The 16,803-nt window shown below is 37.8% G+C and carries 14 protein-coding genes and 5 tRNA genes; all 19 read right to left on the reverse strand.

The window, feature by feature from the left end:
- Positions 1 to 84 precede the first annotated feature (84 nt).
- On the reverse strand, positions 85 to 4,350 hold the full coding sequence (gene rpoC, locus EV201_RS06585) for a DNA-directed RNA polymerase subunit beta' (RefSeq protein ID WP_130306795.1): 4,266 nt from the start codon (positions 4,348 to 4,350) through the stop codon (positions 85 to 87).
- 81 nt (positions 4,351 to 4,431) lie between these two features.
- On the reverse strand, positions 4,432 to 8,244 hold the full coding sequence (rpoB, locus tag EV201_RS06590; protein WP_130306797.1) for a DNA-directed RNA polymerase subunit beta: 3,813 nt from the start codon (positions 8,242 to 8,244) through the stop codon (positions 4,432 to 4,434).
- A gap of 109 nt (positions 8,245 to 8,353) precedes the next feature.
- Entirely contained in the window at positions 8,354 to 8,722 is a 369-nt protein-coding gene (gene rplL / locus EV201_RS06595; RefSeq protein ID WP_130306799.1) for a 50S ribosomal protein L7/L12, read from the reverse strand.
- Positions 8,723 to 8,765: 43 nt separating this feature from the next.
- Positions 8,766 to 9,272 carry a 50S ribosomal protein L10 gene (gene rplJ / locus EV201_RS06600; RefSeq protein WP_130306801.1) on the reverse strand — a complete coding sequence of 169 codons (507 nt, stop codon included), beginning with the start codon at positions 9,270 to 9,272 and terminating at the stop codon, positions 8,766 to 8,768.
- A 33-nt stretch (positions 9,273 to 9,305) separates the two neighbouring features.
- A complete protein-coding gene (gene rplA, locus EV201_RS06605) occupies positions 9,306 to 10,001 on the reverse strand; it encodes a 50S ribosomal protein L1 (RefSeq protein ID WP_130306803.1) in 696 nt (231 codons plus the stop codon).
- 20 nt (positions 10,002 to 10,021) lie between these two features.
- Positions 10,022 to 10,465 carry a 50S ribosomal protein L11 gene (gene rplK, locus EV201_RS06610; RefSeq protein WP_130306805.1) on the reverse strand — a complete coding sequence of 148 codons (444 nt, stop codon included), beginning with the start codon at positions 10,463 to 10,465 and terminating at the stop codon, positions 10,022 to 10,024.
- A gap of 24 nt (positions 10,466 to 10,489) precedes the next feature.
- Positions 10,490 to 11,038: a transcription termination/antitermination protein NusG gene (gene nusG, locus EV201_RS06615; protein WP_129251813.1), complete on the reverse strand. Its 549-nt coding sequence runs from the start codon at positions 11,036 to 11,038 to the stop codon at positions 10,490 to 10,492.
- A gap of 16 nt (positions 11,039 to 11,054) precedes the next feature.
- A complete protein-coding gene (gene secE, locus EV201_RS06620) occupies positions 11,055 to 11,246 on the reverse strand; it encodes a preprotein translocase subunit SecE (protein ID WP_130306807.1) in 192 nt (63 codons plus the stop codon).
- Between the two features lie 100 nt (positions 11,247 to 11,346).
- Positions 11,347 to 11,419, reverse strand: a tRNA-Trp gene (locus EV201_RS06625).
- A gap of 48 nt (positions 11,420 to 11,467) precedes the next feature.
- A complete protein-coding gene (tuf, locus tag EV201_RS06630) occupies positions 11,468 to 12,655 on the reverse strand; it encodes an elongation factor Tu (RefSeq protein WP_130306809.1) in 1,188 nt (395 codons plus the stop codon).
- Between the two features lie 58 nt (positions 12,656 to 12,713).
- Positions 12,714 to 12,785: transfer RNA gene (locus EV201_RS06635), tRNA-Thr, on the reverse strand.
- A 9-nt stretch (positions 12,786 to 12,794) separates the two neighbouring features.
- Positions 12,795 to 12,867, reverse strand: a tRNA-Gly gene (locus EV201_RS06640).
- A gap of 41 nt (positions 12,868 to 12,908) precedes the next feature.
- A tRNA-Tyr gene (locus EV201_RS06645) sits at positions 12,909 to 12,990 on the reverse strand.
- 23 nt (positions 12,991 to 13,013) lie between these two features.
- Positions 13,014 to 13,087, reverse strand: a tRNA-Thr gene (locus EV201_RS06650).
- Between the two features lie 104 nt (positions 13,088 to 13,191).
- Positions 13,192 to 13,491: a ribosome hibernation-promoting factor, HPF/YfiA family gene (gene hpf / locus EV201_RS06655; RefSeq protein ID WP_130306811.1), complete on the reverse strand. Its 300-nt coding sequence runs from the start codon at positions 13,489 to 13,491 to the stop codon at positions 13,192 to 13,194.
- 17 nt (positions 13,492 to 13,508) lie between these two features.
- Entirely contained in the window at positions 13,509 to 14,393 is an 885-nt protein-coding gene (locus tag EV201_RS06660; protein WP_130306813.1) for a tyrosine-type recombinase/integrase, read from the reverse strand.
- Positions 14,394 to 14,466: 73 nt separating this feature from the next.
- Positions 14,467 to 14,658, reverse strand: coding sequence for a 30S ribosomal protein S21 (gene rpsU, locus EV201_RS06665; RefSeq protein WP_129251822.1), 192 nt, complete (start codon positions 14,656 to 14,658; stop codon positions 14,467 to 14,469).
- A gap of 176 nt (positions 14,659 to 14,834) precedes the next feature.
- The gene (locus EV201_RS06670) at positions 14,835 to 16,124 is read right to left on the reverse strand and encodes a helix-hairpin-helix domain-containing protein (protein ID WP_130306815.1); all 1,290 of its coding nucleotides are present in this window, start codon (positions 16,122 to 16,124) and stop codon (positions 14,835 to 14,837) included.
- 172 nt (positions 16,125 to 16,296) lie between these two features.
- A complete protein-coding gene (locus EV201_RS06675; protein ID WP_130306817.1) occupies positions 16,297 to 16,776 on the reverse strand; it encodes an NADH-quinone oxidoreductase subunit NuoE family protein in 480 nt (159 codons plus the stop codon).
- Positions 16,777 to 16,803: the final 27 nt, after the last annotated feature.

The raw sequence follows: 16,803 nt of genomic DNA on the forward strand, positions 1-16,803 counted from the left end.
AAATAAGAAAATATATCCGCATTAAAACATAAAAAAAGGCTGTTTCAATAAATGAAACAGCCTTTATATTTATTAAGTGTTTGCTTATTCGTCTTTAGACGTATTAGCAAGAAGTTTCTCGTAATCTTCTTTAGCTCCAACTACAATGTCTTTGTAATCGCGAAGACCAGTACCAGCAGGAATCAAGTGACCGCAAATAACGTTCTCTTTCAATCCTTCAAGATGATCAACCTTACCACGAATTGCAGCCTCGTTCAATACTTTAGTTGTCTCCTGGAAAGAAGCAGCTGAAATAAATGATCGAGTTTGAAGTGATGCACGGGTAATCCCTTGTAGAATCTGAGTAGAAGTAGCCGCAATAACATCACGAGCAACAACCAATTTCATATCCTTACGCTTCAATACTGAATTAACGTCACGTAATTGTCTGGCAGTTACAATCTGTCCAGAAACCAGTTCGTTTGAGTCACCAGCATCAAGAACAACTTTCTTACCGAAAATCTCATCATTCTCAAGCATAAACGCTTGCTTGTCGACAATTTGTTTTTCAAGGAATGTTGTATCTCCCGGATCAGCAATCACAACCTTACGCATCATCTGACGTACGATAATCTCAAAGTGCTTATCGTTAATCTTCACACCCTGCATACGGTAAACGTCCTGCACTTCGTTCACGATATACTCCTGAACCTTAGTTGGACCTTTAATTGCAAGAATATCAGCAGGAGTTGTAGCTCCGTCAGAAAGTGGAGTACCAGCTCTGATATAGTCATTTTCCTGAACAAGCATTTGCTTAGATAGAGGTACAAGGTACTTCTTCTCTTGACCTGTTCTGGAAGTAACAATAACTTCGCGGTTACCACGCTTAATCTTACCAAAAGTAATTTCACCATCAATCTCAGAAACAACAGCTGGATTAGATGGGTTACGAGCCTCAAACAACTCAGTAACACGAGGAAGACCCCCGGTGATATCACCTGTTTTACCAACGTTTCTAGGAATCTTAACAACGGATTGTCCAATTGTAATCATATCCCCTTCACTTACTGAAACGTGAGCACCTACCGGTAAGTTGTAAGACTTAAGAATTTCACCGTTAGAACCTAAAATTCTAACACTTGCATTCTTAGCTTTATCCTTAGATTCGATAATTACTTTTTCAGCAAAACCAGTTGCTTCATCAGACTCCTCAGTGAAAGTTACTCCTTCGATCAAATGATCAAATGAAATCTTTCCAGAGAATTCTGAAATAATCATTGCATTATAAGGATCCCACTCACAAATCAACTGGTCTTTAGTAACATCAGCTCCATCCTTAACATACAGTTTAGAACCATATGGGATTGTATGAGTTGATACAGCAATATTGGTGTTCTTATCGATAATACGTAATTCAGCCAAACGACCAATTACAACATCATATTTTTTACCATCTTCAGTTGTATGCTCAACAGTTCTTAATTCATCAAACTCAGCAAAACCATCGTATTTAGAAACAACCGAGTTTTCTGCAGAAACGTTACCCGCTGTACCCCCTACGTGGAAAGTACGAAGTGTCAACTGTGTACCTGGCTCACCGATTGACTGTGCAGCAATAACACCTACAGCCTCACCTTTCTGAACAAGTTCACCACTAGCAAGGTTACGTCCGTAACATTTCGCACAAACACCCTGACGAGCTTCACAAGTTAATACTGAACGAATCTCTACTGTTTCAACTGGAGAAGCTTCAATAGCCTCTGCAATTTCTTCAGTAATTTCCATACCTGAAGCGACTAAAAGTTCTCCTGTTAACGGATGATAAACATCATGAACTGTTGTACGACCTAAAATTCTTTCGTATAATGAGGCAACAACATCTTCTTGATTCTTAATAGCTGATGCAGAAAGACCTCTTAACGTTCCACAATCTGACTCGTGGATAATTACGTCTTGTGCAACATCAACCAAACGACGAGTTAGATAACCCGCATCGGCCGTTTTAAGGGCCGTATCCGCAAGACCTTTACGAGCACCGTGAGTCGAAATAAAGTACTCAAGTACAGAAAGACCTTCCTTAAAGTTTGAAAGAATTGGATTCTCAATAATCTGACCACCTTTAGCTCCAGATTTCTGAGGCTTGGCCATCAGACCACGCATACCACCCAACTGACGAATCTGCTCTCGCGATCCACGAGCACCAGAATCAAGCATCATATATACAGAGTTGAAACCTTCATTATCCGTTTCCAACTGAGTCATCAATGTTTGAGTCAGATTAGCATTTACATGCGTCCAAATATCAATAATCTGGTTGTAACGCTCGTTGTTCGTAATGAAACCCATATTATAGTTATTCAATACTTCTTCAACTTGCGCGTAACCATCAGCTACCATTGCTTCCTTCTCAGCAGGAACTTTAACATCAGAAAGGTTAAAGGATAACCCACCTTCGAATGCTTTTCGGTAACCTAAGTTTTTAATATCATCAAGGAACTTAGCAGTAGCGTGAACACCACACTTCTTATACACGTATCCAATGATATCGCGAAGCGCTCTCTTAGTAATCAACTGATTTAAGAAACCTGCTTTTTCAGGAGTGCACTCATTTACAATGATACGACCAATAGTTGTCTCAATAATAGTATCAACTAATTCGTCATTCTCATTTAAATCTTTCACTTTCACTTTAATAATCGCATGAAGATCAACCGCTTTCTCGTTAAAAGCAATCATAGCCTCTTCTGCTGAATAGAAAGTGATGCCTTCTCCTTTACAACCTTTTCTTGACTTAGTAATATAGTATAAACCAAGTACCATATCCTGAGAAGGAACTGTAATTGGCGTACCATTCGCTGGATTCAAAATATTGTGAGAACACAACATTAGCATCTGAGCTTCAAGAACAGCTTCATTACCTAAAGGCAAGTGAACCGCCATCTGGTCACCATCAAAGTCGGCATTGAAACCGGTACATGCAAGAGGGTGTAGACGAATCGCTTTTCCTTCAATCAATTTTGGTTGGAAAGACTGAATACCCAAACGGTGAAGAGTTGGGGCACGGTTAAGCAGCACTGGATGTCCTTTCAATACATTCTCAAGAATATCCCAAACCACTGGATCTTTACGATCAACGATTTTCTTTGCTGATTTTACAGTCTTAACAATTCCACGCTCAATAAGCTTACGAATAACGAAAGGCTTATAAAGTTCAGCTGCCATATCCTTAGGAATACCACATTCGTGCATTTCCAAATCCGGACCTACAACAATTACCGAACGAGCTGAATAGTCAACACGCTTACCCAATAGATTCTGACGGAAACGACCTTGCTTACCTTTCAATGAATCAGAAAGAGATTTCAAAGGACGGTTATTTTCTGTCTTAACCGCATTAGATTTACGTGAGTTATCAAATAGTGAATCAACAGCCTCCTGAAGCATACGTTTTTCGTTACGTAGGATTACTTCTGGCGCTTTGATTTCAATTAGTCTTTTAAGACGGTTGTTACGGATGATTACACGACGATAAAGGTCATTTAAATCCGATGTTGCAAAACGTCCACCATCCAATGGTACCAAAGGACGTAATTCCGGTGGAATTACAGGAACAACTTTTACAACCATCCATTCAGGATTATTTACTTCCTTAGAATCACGGAAAGCACCAACAACCTGAAGACGCTTCAAAGCTTCGTTTTTACGTTGCTGTGAGGTTTCAGTACTAGCCTTATGACGTAATTCATATGACAATGCATCAAGATCTAAACGAGAAAGTAGACTGCAAAGTGCTTCTGCACCCATCTTAGCAATAAACTTGTTTGGATCTTCATCATCAAGTAATTGATTTTCCATTGGAAGTTCATCCAGAATATCCAGATATTCTTCTTCAGTTAGGAAATCAAGATAATTGATACCATCAGCGGCTTTTACACCTGGATTAATTACGACATAACGCTCGTAATAAATGATCGTATCTAATTTTTTAGTTGGTAAACCTAAAAGGTAACCAATTTTATTTGGCAACGATTTAAAATACCAAATATGCGCTACAGGCACAACCAATTGGATGTGTCCCATACGCTCACGGCGTACTTTTTTCTCGGTTACCTCAACACCACATCGGTCACAAACAATACCACGGTAACGGATACGTTTGTATTTTCCACAGTGACACTCATAATCCTTTACAGGACCAAAAATTCTTTCACAGAATAATCCGTCGCGCTCTGGTTTATAAGTACGATAGTTGATGGTTTCAGGCTTTAAAACTTCCCCACTCGATCTTTCTAAAATCTCTTCAGGAGAAGCAAGACTGATAGAGATTTTTGTAAAATTACTCTTTACTTTGTTATCTCTTCTGAATGCCATATATTGAAAATTAGGATATTAACAAATTGATTCAAGAAAAGTGAATGTCGGTAAAACCAACACTCACTTTCTATATAAGGCTTATACTAATTTAACGCTCAAGCCAAGACCTCTAAGTTCGTGTAATAACACATTTAGAGATTCAGGGATACCAGGAGCTGGCATAGGTTCACCTTTAACGATAGCTTCATAAGCTTTCGCTCTACCCATTACATCATCCGACTTAATAGTCAAGATTTCCTGTAGGATATGGGCAGCACCAAAGGCCTCAAGAGCCCAAACCTCCATCTCTCCAAAACGCTGACCACCAAACTGAGCTTTACCACCAAGTGGTTGCTGAGTAATCAGAGAATAAGGACCGATAGAACGCGCGTGCATCTTATCATCAACCATATGACCTAGTTTCAGCATGTAAATAACACCAACCGTAGCAGGCTGATCAAATCTTACACCCGTACCTCCATCGTGAAGGTAAGCTTTACCGAAAGCAGGTACACCAGCTTTGTCAGTATATGCAGTAATTTCGTCTAGACTTGCACCATCGAAAATCGGTGTCGCAAACTTCAACCCTAACTCAATACCTGCCCATCCAAGCACAGTTTCAAATACCTGTCCAAGGTTCATACGAGAAGGTACCCCAAGTGGGTTCAAGCAAATGTCAACAGTCGTTCCATCCTCAAGGAATGGCATATCTTCCTGACGAACAACACGTGAAACAATACCCTTATTACCGTGACGACCCGCCATTTTATCACCAATCTGTAGTTTACGTTTCTTAGCAACATAAACTTTAGCCATCTGGATGATACCTACTGGCATTTCGTCTCCGATAGTAACATTGTATTTCTTACGCTTACTTGCACTATCAAGTTCTTTGTACTTGATAATATAGTTATGTAGTAAGGTCTTAATGGTTTCATTCTTATCCTTGTCAGTTGTCCACTTATTAGGATCAACTTGCAAATAATTAATCTCCATTAATAACTTCTGAGTAAACTTAACACCTTTAGGAATCAAATCAACACTCAAATAATCCTTAACACCTTGTGACGTTTTACCATTACAAATCGTAAACAATTTATCAACAAGAAGGTTGTTTAAGTTTGCAATTGTTTTTTCAAACTCTTCGTCAAGTTTCTGCAAAAGTGGCTTATCACTTTGCTTCGACTTACGATCACGAACGGCACGAGAGAATAATTTTTTCTCAATCACAACACCACGAAGTGAAGGTGAAGCTTTAAGAGATGCATCTTTAACATCACCTGCTTTATCACCGAAAATTGCACGAAGCAATTTCTCTTCTGGAGAAGGATCCGACTCTCCTTTAGGAGTAATCTTACCGATAAGGATATCGCCTGGTTCTACATTCGCACCAATACGAATCAAACCATTTTCATCAAGGTTACGAGTTGCTTCTTCACTAACGTTTGGAATATCTGAAGTCAATTCTTCCATTCCACGCTTAGTATCACGTACTTCAAGTGTGTATTCATCAACGTGAATTGAAGTAAATACATCATCTTTAACAATACGTTCTGAGATAACAATCGCATCCTCATAGTTATAACCTTTCCAAGGCATAAATGCCACCTTCAGGTTACGACCAAGTGCTAACTCACCAGTTTGGGTACCATAACCATCGGTTAAGATTTGACCCGCAACAACTTTATCCCCTTTAGATACGATAGGCTTAAGGTCAATCGTTGTTCCCTGGTTTGTTTTCTGATATTTTGGTAAATTGTAAGTAACAACATTTGATTCAAAACTCACAAATGCCTCATCTTCGCTTCTTTCGTAAGCGATTACAATTTTAGTTGCATCAACAAATTCAACAACACCATTTCTTTGAGCTACAATCTGAGTACGTGAATCCTTAGCCACATTTGCTTCAAGACCTGTACCTACAACTGGAGATTCCGGCTTGATAACAGGAACAGCCTGACGCATCATATTCGATCCCATCAAAGCACGGTTGGCATCATCATGCTCAAGGAACGGAATCAAAGACGCCGCGATTGAAGCAATCTGATTAGGCGCAACGTCCATCAAATCAAGATTCTCAATCTCTTCAAATGGGAAGTCACCATCTTTACGTGATTTTGCCTTCGCATTTACAAATGAACCATCTTCGTTCAATGGCGCATTAGCTTGAGCAATAATCAATCCTTCTTCTTCCTCAGCTGAAAGGTAGTTTACACCTTCATGACTTAAATCAACTTTTCCATTTGTAACCTTACGGTATGGTGTTTCAATAAACCCTAAATCGTTAATCTTAGCGAATACACATAAAGACGAAATCAAACCAATATTTGGTCCCTCTGGTGTTTCAATAGGACATAAACGACCATAGTGAGTATAGTGAACATCTCGAACCTCGAAACCTGCTCTCTCACGAGACAGACCACCTGGTCCAAGAGCTGACATTCTTCTCTTATGAGTTACCTCGGCAAGTGGATTGGTTTGATCCATAAACTGAGATAAAGCATTCGTTCCAAAGAATGAGTTTATAACCGAAGATAAAGTCTTCGAGTTAATCAAATCAATTGGAGTAAACACCTCATTGTCACGAACATTCATTCTTTCACGAATGGTACGTGCCATACGAGCTAAACCAACTCCAAATTGACTATATAATTGTTCCCCTACAGTACGAACACGACGGTTACTCAAGTGGTCAATATCATCCACATCAGTACGCGCGTTTAGCAACTTAATAAGGTACTTGATAATCTCAATAATATCTTCCTTAGTTAACACCTTAACATCGCTGTCGGTATTCAAACCAAGTTTCTTGTTGATTCTATAACGACCCACATCACCTAAATCGTAACGTTTGTCTGAGAAAAACAACTTGTCAATTACATCACGAGCTGTAGCCTCATCAGGTGGCTCAGAGTTTCTTAATTGACGATAGATATGAAGAACAGCTTCTTTTTCAGAGTTACAAGGGTCTTTCTGCAAAGTATTGTAAATAATTGCATAATCAGCAAGATTTTGCTGCTCCTTGTGCAACAAGATAGTCTTTGCACCTGATTCAAGAATTTCTTCTATGTGTTCTGGTTCAACAATAGTTTCTCTATCGATGATAACCTCATTACGCTCGATAGAAACAACCTCTCCTGTATCTTCATCTACGAAGTCTTCAATCCAAGATTTAAGAACACGAGCGGCAAGTTTACGACCGACTACTTTTTTAAGTCCGGTTTTTGAAACTTTAATTTCATCAGCGAGATCAAAGATCTCAAGAATTTCTTTATCGCTTTCGAAACCAATCGATCTTAATAGAGTGGTAACAGGAAGCTTTTTCTTACGGTCGATATATGCATACATGACATTATTGATGTCAGTAGCAAATTCGATCCATGATCCTTTGAAAGGAATAATACGTGCGGAATATAACTTAGTTCCGTTGGTATGTAAACTTTGTCCGAAGAATACACCAGGAGAACGGTGAAGTTGAGATACAACAACACGCTCAGCACCATTGATAACGAAAGTACCCTTTTCTGTCATGTAAGGTACAGTTCCAAGATATACATCCTGAATTACTGTATCGAAATCCTCATGTTCAGGGTCGGTACAATATAGCTTTAGTTTTGCCTTTAGGGGCACACTGTAACTAAGGCCTCGTTCAATACACTCTTCGATGGAGTAACGTGGTGGATCAACAAAATAGTCAAGAAATTCCAATACGAAATTGTTACGTGTATCCGTAATTGGGAAATTCTCACTAAATACCTTAAATAATCCTTCGCTCTTTCTTTTTTCAGAAATTGTTTCCAACTGAAAAAAGTCTTGAAAAGATTTTAATTGTACTTCCAAAAAGTCAGGATATAAAAACTGATCCTTATTCGAAGCAAAACTAATTCTTTGACTAATAGTATTTGAAGACATTTACTTAAAATTAATTGAACCTAAACAATAATAAACAACAAAAAGGCTTAGAGTTCCAAATTAATGAAACTCTAAACCATAATAACCTTATTTCAAGGTCTTAGCGCTTCTATTTAAGTTCAACTTCAGCTCCAGCTTCTTCTAATTGTGCTTTTAATGCTTCAGCTTCTTCTTTAGAAACTTTTTCTTTCAATGGAGCTGGTGCAGCGTCAACTGCAGCCTTAGCGTCCTTAAGTCCAAGACCAGTTAATTCCTTAACTAATTTTACAACAGCTAGTTTAGAACCACCTGCTGATTTAAGAATTACGTCAAATTCAGTTTGCTCAGCAGCACCACCTTCAGCAGCTCCACCTGCAACAACTACAGCAGCAGCAGCTGGCTCAATTCCGTACTCATCTTTTAAGATTTGAGCTAATTCACTTACTTCCTTAACAGTCAAATTAACTAATTCTTCTGCAAACTTTTTTAAATCTGCCATTTTGGTTTATTTTTAAAATTTAAATACTCTAAATATATTACTCTTACTCTGATACTACTTCTTCAGTATCTTCACCCTTACCGTTTTCTAAAGCAGAAACAACTTTCTGAATTGGAGATTGCAATGCTGCAATAATATCACCAATAAGTTCTTCCTTAGACTTAATAGACGCAAGCGTGTCTAACTCACCAGCTCCAATATAAACAGCTCCCTCTACGAAAGCTCCTTTTAGTACTGGTTTATCATTACTTTTATTGAATTCTTTGATTAGCTTAGCAGGAGCATTTCCCACATCTGAAAGCATAAGAGATGTTGATCCCTTAAGGGTTTCAGTCAAATCATCACACTCTACTTCGACTTTGCCTAAAGCATTACGAAGCAATGTGTTTTTTACAACAATCATTTTGATCTGCTTCTCAAAACAAGCTCTACGTAAAGCAGAAGTTGTTTCAGCATCCATCCCTGAGGTGTCAGCTAGATAAAAATGATTTGATGCGTTGATTTGTTCTGTCAAGCTATCAATAATCTGAATTTTGTCTTCCTTTTTCATGATTACCAAGGTCTCGATTAAAAATTAATTTGATTAGTCAAGAAGTGACTTGGGGTCAATTTGAATCCCAATACTCATTGTACTTGACAGGTACACACTCTTAATGTAAGTCCCTTTTGCTGCAGATGGCTTCAATTTGTTGATAATACCAACGAATTCTTTAGCATTATCTTTGATTTTGTCTACTTCAAAAGATGCCTTACCAACTGAAGAGTGAATAATACCATATTTATCGACCTTGAAATCTATCTTCCCAGCCTTAACTTCATTTACAGCTTTAGCGATGTCCATAGTTACAGTACCGCTCTTAGGATTTGGCATTAAACCACGAGGTCCTAATACACGTCCTAGTGCACCTACTTTAGCCATAACAGTTGGCATAGTAATGATAACATCTATATCAGTCCAACCACCTTTGATCTTAGCAATAAATTCGTCAAGTCCAACATAGTCAGCACCTGCAGCTTTAGCTTCTTCTTCCTTATCAGGAGTACAAAGAACCAAAACACGAACATTCTTACCAGTACCGTGAGGTAGAGTCACCACACCACGAACCATTTGATTCGCTTTTCTAGGGTCAACTCCTAAGCGGACATCCATATCCACTGAAGCGTCAAATTTAGTAGTGGTAATCTCCTTAACCAATGCTGCGGCTTCGTCGATAGTGTAGATCTTATCTGCTTCGACTTTTTCTAAAGCTAACTTTTTATTTTTTGTTAGTTTACCCATTTTAAATGCAGTATTAAAAATTATTGATTAAGCGGACTATCACCAGAAATAGTGACACCCATACTTCTTGCTGTTCCAGCAACCATACTCATGGCGCTTTCTACTTCAAAAGCATTCAAATCTTTCATCTTTCCTTCTGCGATTGCTCTTACTTGTTCCCAAGTAATTGAACCAACCTTTACACGGTTAGGTTCAGCAGAACCCGATTTCAATTTTGCAGCTTCTAAAACCTGAACAGCAACAGGAGGAGTTTTTGTAATAAATTCAAAAGAGCTATCTTTATAAACCGTGATTACAACTGGAACAACTTTCCCAGCCATATCTTGAGTTCTAGCATTGAATTGCTTACAAAAATCCATGATATTTACTCCCTTAGCACCTAATGCCGGTCCTACTGGAGGTGAAGGATTTGCAGCACCACCTTTGATCTGCAACTTTATTAATCCTGCTACTTCTTTAGCCATAGTTTTACTTTTCTAAAGGTTTTTTTATTCTTTTTCTACTTGCATGAAACTTAATTCAAGAGGCGTTTTACGTCCGAAGATTTTAACCATTACTTTCAGTTTTCTCTTCTCTGCATTGACCTCTTCTATCACACCAGTAAAACCATTAAATGGTCCATCAGTCACATTTACCGACTCGCCAACAAAATAAGGAACACTAATTTCCTCATCTTTATTAGTAAGTTCGTCAACCTTACCCAAAATGCGATTCACTTCTGATTGTCGCAATGGAGACGGGTCGCCGCCTTTAGTATCCCCCAGGAAGCCAATCACATTCGTAACACTACGAAGGATGTGAGGAATTTCGCCTGTTAATGCAGCCTCGATTAAAACATAGCCAGGTAAGAAAATTCTTTCCTTGCTGATTTTTTTACCGTTGCGCACCACAAACACTTTCTCGGTTGGAATGAGAACCTGTGATACGTAATCCTGAAGTCCAAGATTAGAAATTTCACTTAAGATATACTCTTGGACCTTCTTTTCTTTTCCTCCTACAGCCCGTAGAACATACCATTTTTTTTCAATTTCAGCCATCTTAAATTTTCAGTGATTAGTAAAACATACTATATATAGTGTCCATCAAATTCTTGAACCCCAAATCCATCACAAAAATTGCAGCAGCAATAATTGCAGAAGCTACCATTACTACGATAGCGCTACTTTGAAGTTCTGATCTTGATGGCCAAGATACTTTCTGTGTAAGTTCGGTATAAACTTCTTTTATATAATTTACTAATTTCATGTGCTTATAATTAAGTTTTATTAATTCACATGGAAGTTGTCTCACAGTCTAAATAAATCCAGTTTGTGAGACTTATTTCATAAGACAAAATATCCTTTTGCACGGGTGGAGAGACTCGAACTCCCGACACCTGGTTTTGGAGACCAGTGCTCTACCAACTGAGCTACACCCGTAAGTATAAGAAGATTGATCCGAAAACGGATCAATCTTTTATATTATAATTACTCAATAATTTCAGTAATCTGACCAGCACCTACTGTTCTACCACCCTCACGGATAGCGAAACGAAGACCTAGGTCACAAGCAACTGGAGTAATAAGCTCAACGTTAATAGTAACGTTATCACCTGGCATTACCATTTCAGTTCCTTCTGGAAGAGTAATCTCACCTGTTACATCAAGAGTTCTAATATAGAACTGAGGACGATATTTGTTATGGAATGGAGTATGACGTCCACCTTCTTCTTTCTTCAATACATAAACCTCAGCTTTAATCTTAGTATGAGGCTTGATAGTATTTGGGTGACAGATAACCATACCACGCTTAATAGCGCTTTTCTCGATACCTCTCAACAAAAGACCAACGTTATCACCAGCTTGACCTTCATCCAAAATCTTACGGAACATCTCAACACCAGTACAAACAGTTTTCATACCTTCAGCACCAAGACCAATAATTTGCAATTCTTCACCAGTCTTAACAATACCAGTCTCGATACGACCAGTTGCTACAGTACCACGACCAGTAATAGAGAATACATCCTCAACTGGCATCAAGAAAGCCTTATCTACATCACGTGGAGGAAGTGGAATCCAAGTATCAACAGCATCCATAAGCTCCATAATCTTCTCTTCCCACTCTGGCTCACCATTCAGGCCACCAAGAGCAGATCCAGCGATAATAGGAGTATTGTCACCGTCAAACTCGTAGAAATCCAACAATTCACGAACTTCCATCTCTACCAACTCTAACATCTCCTCGTCATCAACCATGTCAACTTTATTCAAGAAAACAACGATTCTAGGAACGTTTACCTGACGAGCTAAAAGGATATGCTCGCGAGTCTGTGGCATAGGACCATCAGTAGCAGCACAAACAAGGATTGCACCGTCCATCTGAGCAGCACCAGTTACCATGTTTTTCACGTAGTCAGCGTGACCTGGACAGTCAACGTGAGCATAGTGACGATTTGCTGTTTGATATTCTACGTGAGCAGTATTAATAGTAATACCTCTTTCTTTTTCCTCAGGAGCATTATCGATAGAATCGAAAGACTTCACTTCAGAAAGACCTTTACTAGCCAATACAGTTGTAATAGCAGCAGTTAAGGTAGTTTTACCGTGGTCAACGTGACCGATAGTACCAATATTTACGTGTGGTTTTGACCTATCAAAATGTTCTTTAGCCATAACTCGAAAAGTTAATTAATGATTAGACAACAATTAAAACAATATTTTATATTTTTTGAGCCATTGATGAGATTTGAACTCATGACCTCTTCCTTACCAAGGAAACGCTCTACCCCTGAGCTACAACGGCAAAACTTTGAGCGGGAAACGAGACTCAAACTCGCGACCCTCAGCTTGGAAGGCTGATGCTCTATCAACTGAGCTATTCCCGCATTTCACAAACACAACAACATTGTATCGTGAAGATTTACTGTGGGGAGAGCAGGATTCGAACCTACGAAGACGAAGTCAGCGGAGTTACAGTCCGCCCCAGTTGGCCACTTTGGTATCTCCCCAAATAAAATATAAATCAAAAAAGAGCCGGTGGCCGGAGTCGAACCGACGACCTGCTGATTACAAATCAGCTGCTCTGACCAACTGAGCTACACTGGCAATTAACAGACCATTCGCATCAGGACGTACAATTCCCTCACAAATGGTCTGCAAATGTAAAAACATTTTACCTATATAACAAAACTATCAAATAATTTTTCCAATTATTTTCCTCGAAGTTTTTCTTTGCGCTTTGTGATTTGACGCTTCAACGCATCTACTGCCAAATCAACTGCTTCTTCGAATGTTTTGCTTTGCTTTTGTGCAAATATATCACCTCCCGGGATATTAAATTTTATCTCTACTTCTTTATTTTCTACAACTGATGGTTTTTCAGCTCTCAAAAAGACCTCAACATTTGTAACATCGTCGTCAAGCTTAAGTAATTTATTTACTCTATTATTGACAAAATCTTCCAACCGAACATCAGCATTAAAACCGACTGCCTGAATGTTTACTTTCATACTCTATCCTCCAAGTTTTAAGCTCTGGGGTGAGCCTGTTTATAAATATCGTTTAACCTCTCAAAGCCTGTATGAGTGTATATCTGAGTTGCAGACAAATTTGAATGTCCCAACAACTCTTTTATAGCATTCAATTCAGCTCCATTATTAAGCAAATGTGTCGCAAATGTATGCCGCAACACATGAGGACTCTTTTTAGAAAGGGTTGTAATCTTAGACAAATGCTTTGTCACAATCCTATACAACAACTTTTCGTAAGCAGGTTTAGCTTGATTTGTTAAAATCAAAAAACCATCCTCATCAGAACAAAGCATAAACCTTTGCTCCAGATACTCATCAAGAAGTGTTTCGAGATTATTACTAACAGGAATAATCCTCTCCCTATTTCTCTTACCCAAAACTCGAACAACTGAGGCTGATCGATCAAAACTGGACACTTTCAAATTCATCAATTCAGATAAACGCATGCCAGTATGATAAAACATTTCAACTACCAGTCTGTCTCGAATCCCTTCAAAACCTTCCCCAAAATCTATCTCTTGTAGCAATCGCATGCTGTCTTCAGCAATAAAATTTGGAAGCTTCTTCCCTTGCCTCGGACCTACAACTCTATCCATAGGATTTTGTTGTATCATCGATTCTCTCAACAAATATTTAAAAAAGGATTTCAAAGAAGATAATTTCCTATTTACAGTTCGGGCTGAGCAGCCGTCATTCATTAAAAAAACGATCCACTTTCTAACATCTTTGAAATTCAATTCAACAATTTCACTCTCTTCAATCCCGTAGGATGACAAAAAAGAAAAAAATTGACTTAAATCACAATCATATGATACCAAAGTATGTTTAGAGTATCGTTTCTCGTACCGTAAATAAGACAGAAAAGATTCCTTATATCTCATACACTTTTAATTCGTAGTCTAGATAAACTAAATTACAAAAAAAATAAGATATCGAAACCTTTTTCAAAAGAAATTAATCTTCGTTCAATTGCATTTGCTGAACGTAAACTGCATGAATCTTCTCTTTTCTTTTTCTAACAGAAGGCTTCACGTAAACTTGTCTTCCACGTAATTCTTTAATTACACCAGTTTTTTCGAATTTTCTTTTGAATTTTTTTAAGGCTCTTTCAATGTTTTCGCCTTCCTTCATAGGAATAATAATCATAGTTTCTTCTTTTATTTAATTATTTCTAAATGAGCCGCAAACTTATTAATTCATTCACGATATTTCAAACAAATTTATAAAAATCTGACCAATTACTTTCATTTTAATTGAATCTAATGCAAAACTCAGGTAATTAGGCTATTCTTAAAGTCGAAAACTTGTCTTTTTACCTCCTTTTACTCTAAAATTAAATAAGGTTTTACCCTTTTATAAGCAGACTCACGCAAGATTTTCTTCTTAAGAAGGATTTCCAAGTCTAAAATGACGCCTTTTCGTTTTCTGAAACGAATGATATCAGAAGCTTCCCGATAACTAATATAAGGATGCTTACTTAATTCTTCCACCGTCGCTTTATTAATATTTATAGAGCGCTGAATTTCCAAATCAACTACTAAGAAAAAACTTAAACTATCCACTCTACTTTTTCTCAAACCATAAATATCGGCTAACTGATTAATATTATAAAAACCACCAAGTTTAGATCGATAATCAATTATTTTCTTTGCAAAATACAGTCCGATTCCTGGTAAAGTAATAAGTTGATTTGTATCAGCTCTATTTAAATCCAGCTTCACTATCTGAGGTTTCATTTTCGTTTTAATCCTTATAAAAGGCAACAACTCTTCAAGTTTTAAGGAATCAAACCCATAAATTCTCAAAAGATCAATGGGACTCTTAAAACATCCCCCCTTTGCTAAATATTTATTAATGCGTTCTGCAATATAAGAATGCACTCCTAAGCTATCCCAACCTGATTTAGAAACAGTATTGGGATCGAAAGGGAAAAGCTTATACTCCTGTTTTAAAATTGGATTAATTTGAATAAACTTCTCCAGCCTTGTGTAATCAATCGAATCAATGCCAGGTACATTCAGCAAATCATTCTTTTGCTTAAAAACTCCTGACTTCTTCCTGTAATTCAATATATTTTGGGACTTAATCCTTGTTAAGCCTAAACTTAAAAGATCCTCATAACGCACAGTATTGGGATCAAACAATACGGGCTTGACCCTTTGTGTCGCCGACTTAGGCTTTTCCTCCCTTTTTATTCTGACATAAGGTTTAAGCCTCATATAAAGTTCTTCAGTCATACCATATATTTTCATCAGATCATCCCCTCTCCTTATTACACCTCCTTTGTTTCGATAACGAATTAGATTCCTGATCTGAAATTTTGTAAAACCCAGAAATGCCAAGTCCAGGCTATCTGTGAAATTGGGATCAAAGAAAAATAATTTTTGAGTTTGCAACACCTCCCGCTTAAGCGTTGACTTATTTTCCAAAAGAACCAACAGGCTATCAATTCTTTTTTGTTTTTCCGGACTTTGATTCCAGACATCAATTGGGTCAGGTGTGAAAACAGGATACAGAAATAAAGATAGAAGTATAATAAGGAGAACTATTAAACTTTTCCTTTCAGAAGAAGAATATGAGAAAAAAGTTTTGAGATGCTTTTTAAAAGACATGACAACTTAATGAAGTGAAAACTGCAAATCCCAACACAAACCACCATCCTATATTATCATATTAAATTTATGCTATTTTCAACAAAATACAAAGTCCCCTCATTTTAACGCAAACAAAAAAAACGCCTCCGGAAATTCCGAAGACGTTTAGTATAAGACAACAACTCAGTCTTTAATTTTGGTATTCTTTTAGAATATCTGCAACGTCACCAGCAGCAACACGTCCATATGTCCGTTCGCCAATTGTTACCACAGGAGCCAAACCACAAGCACCTACACAACGCAGACAAGAGATTGAAAACTTACCATCTTCAGTTGTCTCCCCGATAGGAACCTTAAGTTGTTTTTTAAATTCTTCAAGAACCTTCTCTGCACCTCGTACATAACAAGCTGTACCCATACAGATTGAAATAGGAAATTCACCCTTAGGTACCATCGTAAAGAATGAATAGAAAGTAACAACACCATATACGTGTGCAACTGAAACCTCAAGTTCACGAGCGATAACTTCCTGTACTTCAGCTGGAAGATAACCAAAGGTCTCCTGAGCTTTATGAAGCACATTAATCAGCTCACTGCCTTCATTATTAAATGATTTGCAAATTTCGACAAGCTTCTCAACCTTGTCTTTTGCTAATTTTATTTTTGCCATAATATTTATATTTAAGATATGAGATAA

The sequence above is a fragment of the Ancylomarina subtilis genome, from assembly GCF_004217115.1.
Classification (GTDB): domain Bacteria; phylum Bacteroidota; class Bacteroidia; order Bacteroidales; family Marinifilaceae; genus Ancylomarina; species Ancylomarina subtilis.

Bases quoted from the DNA above. Each gene is read 5' to 3' on its own strand.
- rplL (WP_130306799.1), bottom strand. From the start codon at position 8,722: ATGGCAGATTTAAAAAAGTTTGCAGAAGAATTAGTTAATTTGACTGTT.
- EV201_RS06670 (WP_130306815.1), bottom strand. From the start codon at position 16,124: ATGTCTTTTAAAAAGCATCTCAAAACTTTTTTCTCATATTCTTCTTCT.
- rpoC (WP_130306795.1), bottom strand. From the start codon at position 4,350: ATGGCATTCAGAAGAGATAACAAAGTAAAGAGTAATTTTACAAAAATC.
- EV201_RS06675 (WP_130306817.1), bottom strand. From the start codon at position 16,776: ATGGCAAAAATAAAATTAGCAAAAGACAAGGTTGAGAAGCTTGTCGAA.
- rplA (WP_130306803.1), bottom strand. From the start codon at position 10,001: ATGGGTAAACTAACAAAAAATAAAAAGTTAGCTTTAGAAAAAGTCGAA.
- nusG (WP_129251813.1), bottom strand. From the start codon at position 11,038: ATGGCTGAAATTGAAAAAAAATGGTATGTTCTACGGGCTGTAGGAGGA.
- EV201_RS06660 (WP_130306813.1), bottom strand. From the start codon at position 14,393: ATGAGATATAAGGAATCTTTTCTGTCTTATTTACGGTACGAGAAACGA.
- tuf (WP_130306809.1), bottom strand. From the start codon at position 12,655: ATGGCTAAAGAACATTTTGATAGGTCAAAACCACACGTAAATATTGGT.
- rplK (WP_130306805.1), bottom strand. From the start codon at position 10,465: ATGGCTAAAGAAGTAGCAGGATTAATAAAGTTGCAGATCAAAGGTGGT.
- hpf (WP_130306811.1), bottom strand. From the start codon at position 13,491: ATGAAAGTAAACATTCAGGCAGTCGGTTTTAATGCTGATGTTCGGTTG.
- rplJ (WP_130306801.1), bottom strand. From the start codon at position 9,272: ATGAAAAAGGAAGACAAAATTCAGATTATTGATAGCTTGACAGAACAA.
- secE (WP_130306807.1), bottom strand. From the start codon at position 11,246: ATGAAATTAGTAAATTATATAAAAGAAGTTTATACCGAACTTACACAG.
- rpoB (WP_130306797.1), bottom strand. From the start codon at position 8,244: ATGTCTTCAAATACTATTAGTCAAAGAATTAGTTTTGCTTCGAATAAG.
- rpsU (WP_129251822.1), bottom strand. From the start codon at position 14,658: ATGATTATTATTCCTATGAAGGAAGGCGAAAACATTGAAAGAGCCTTA.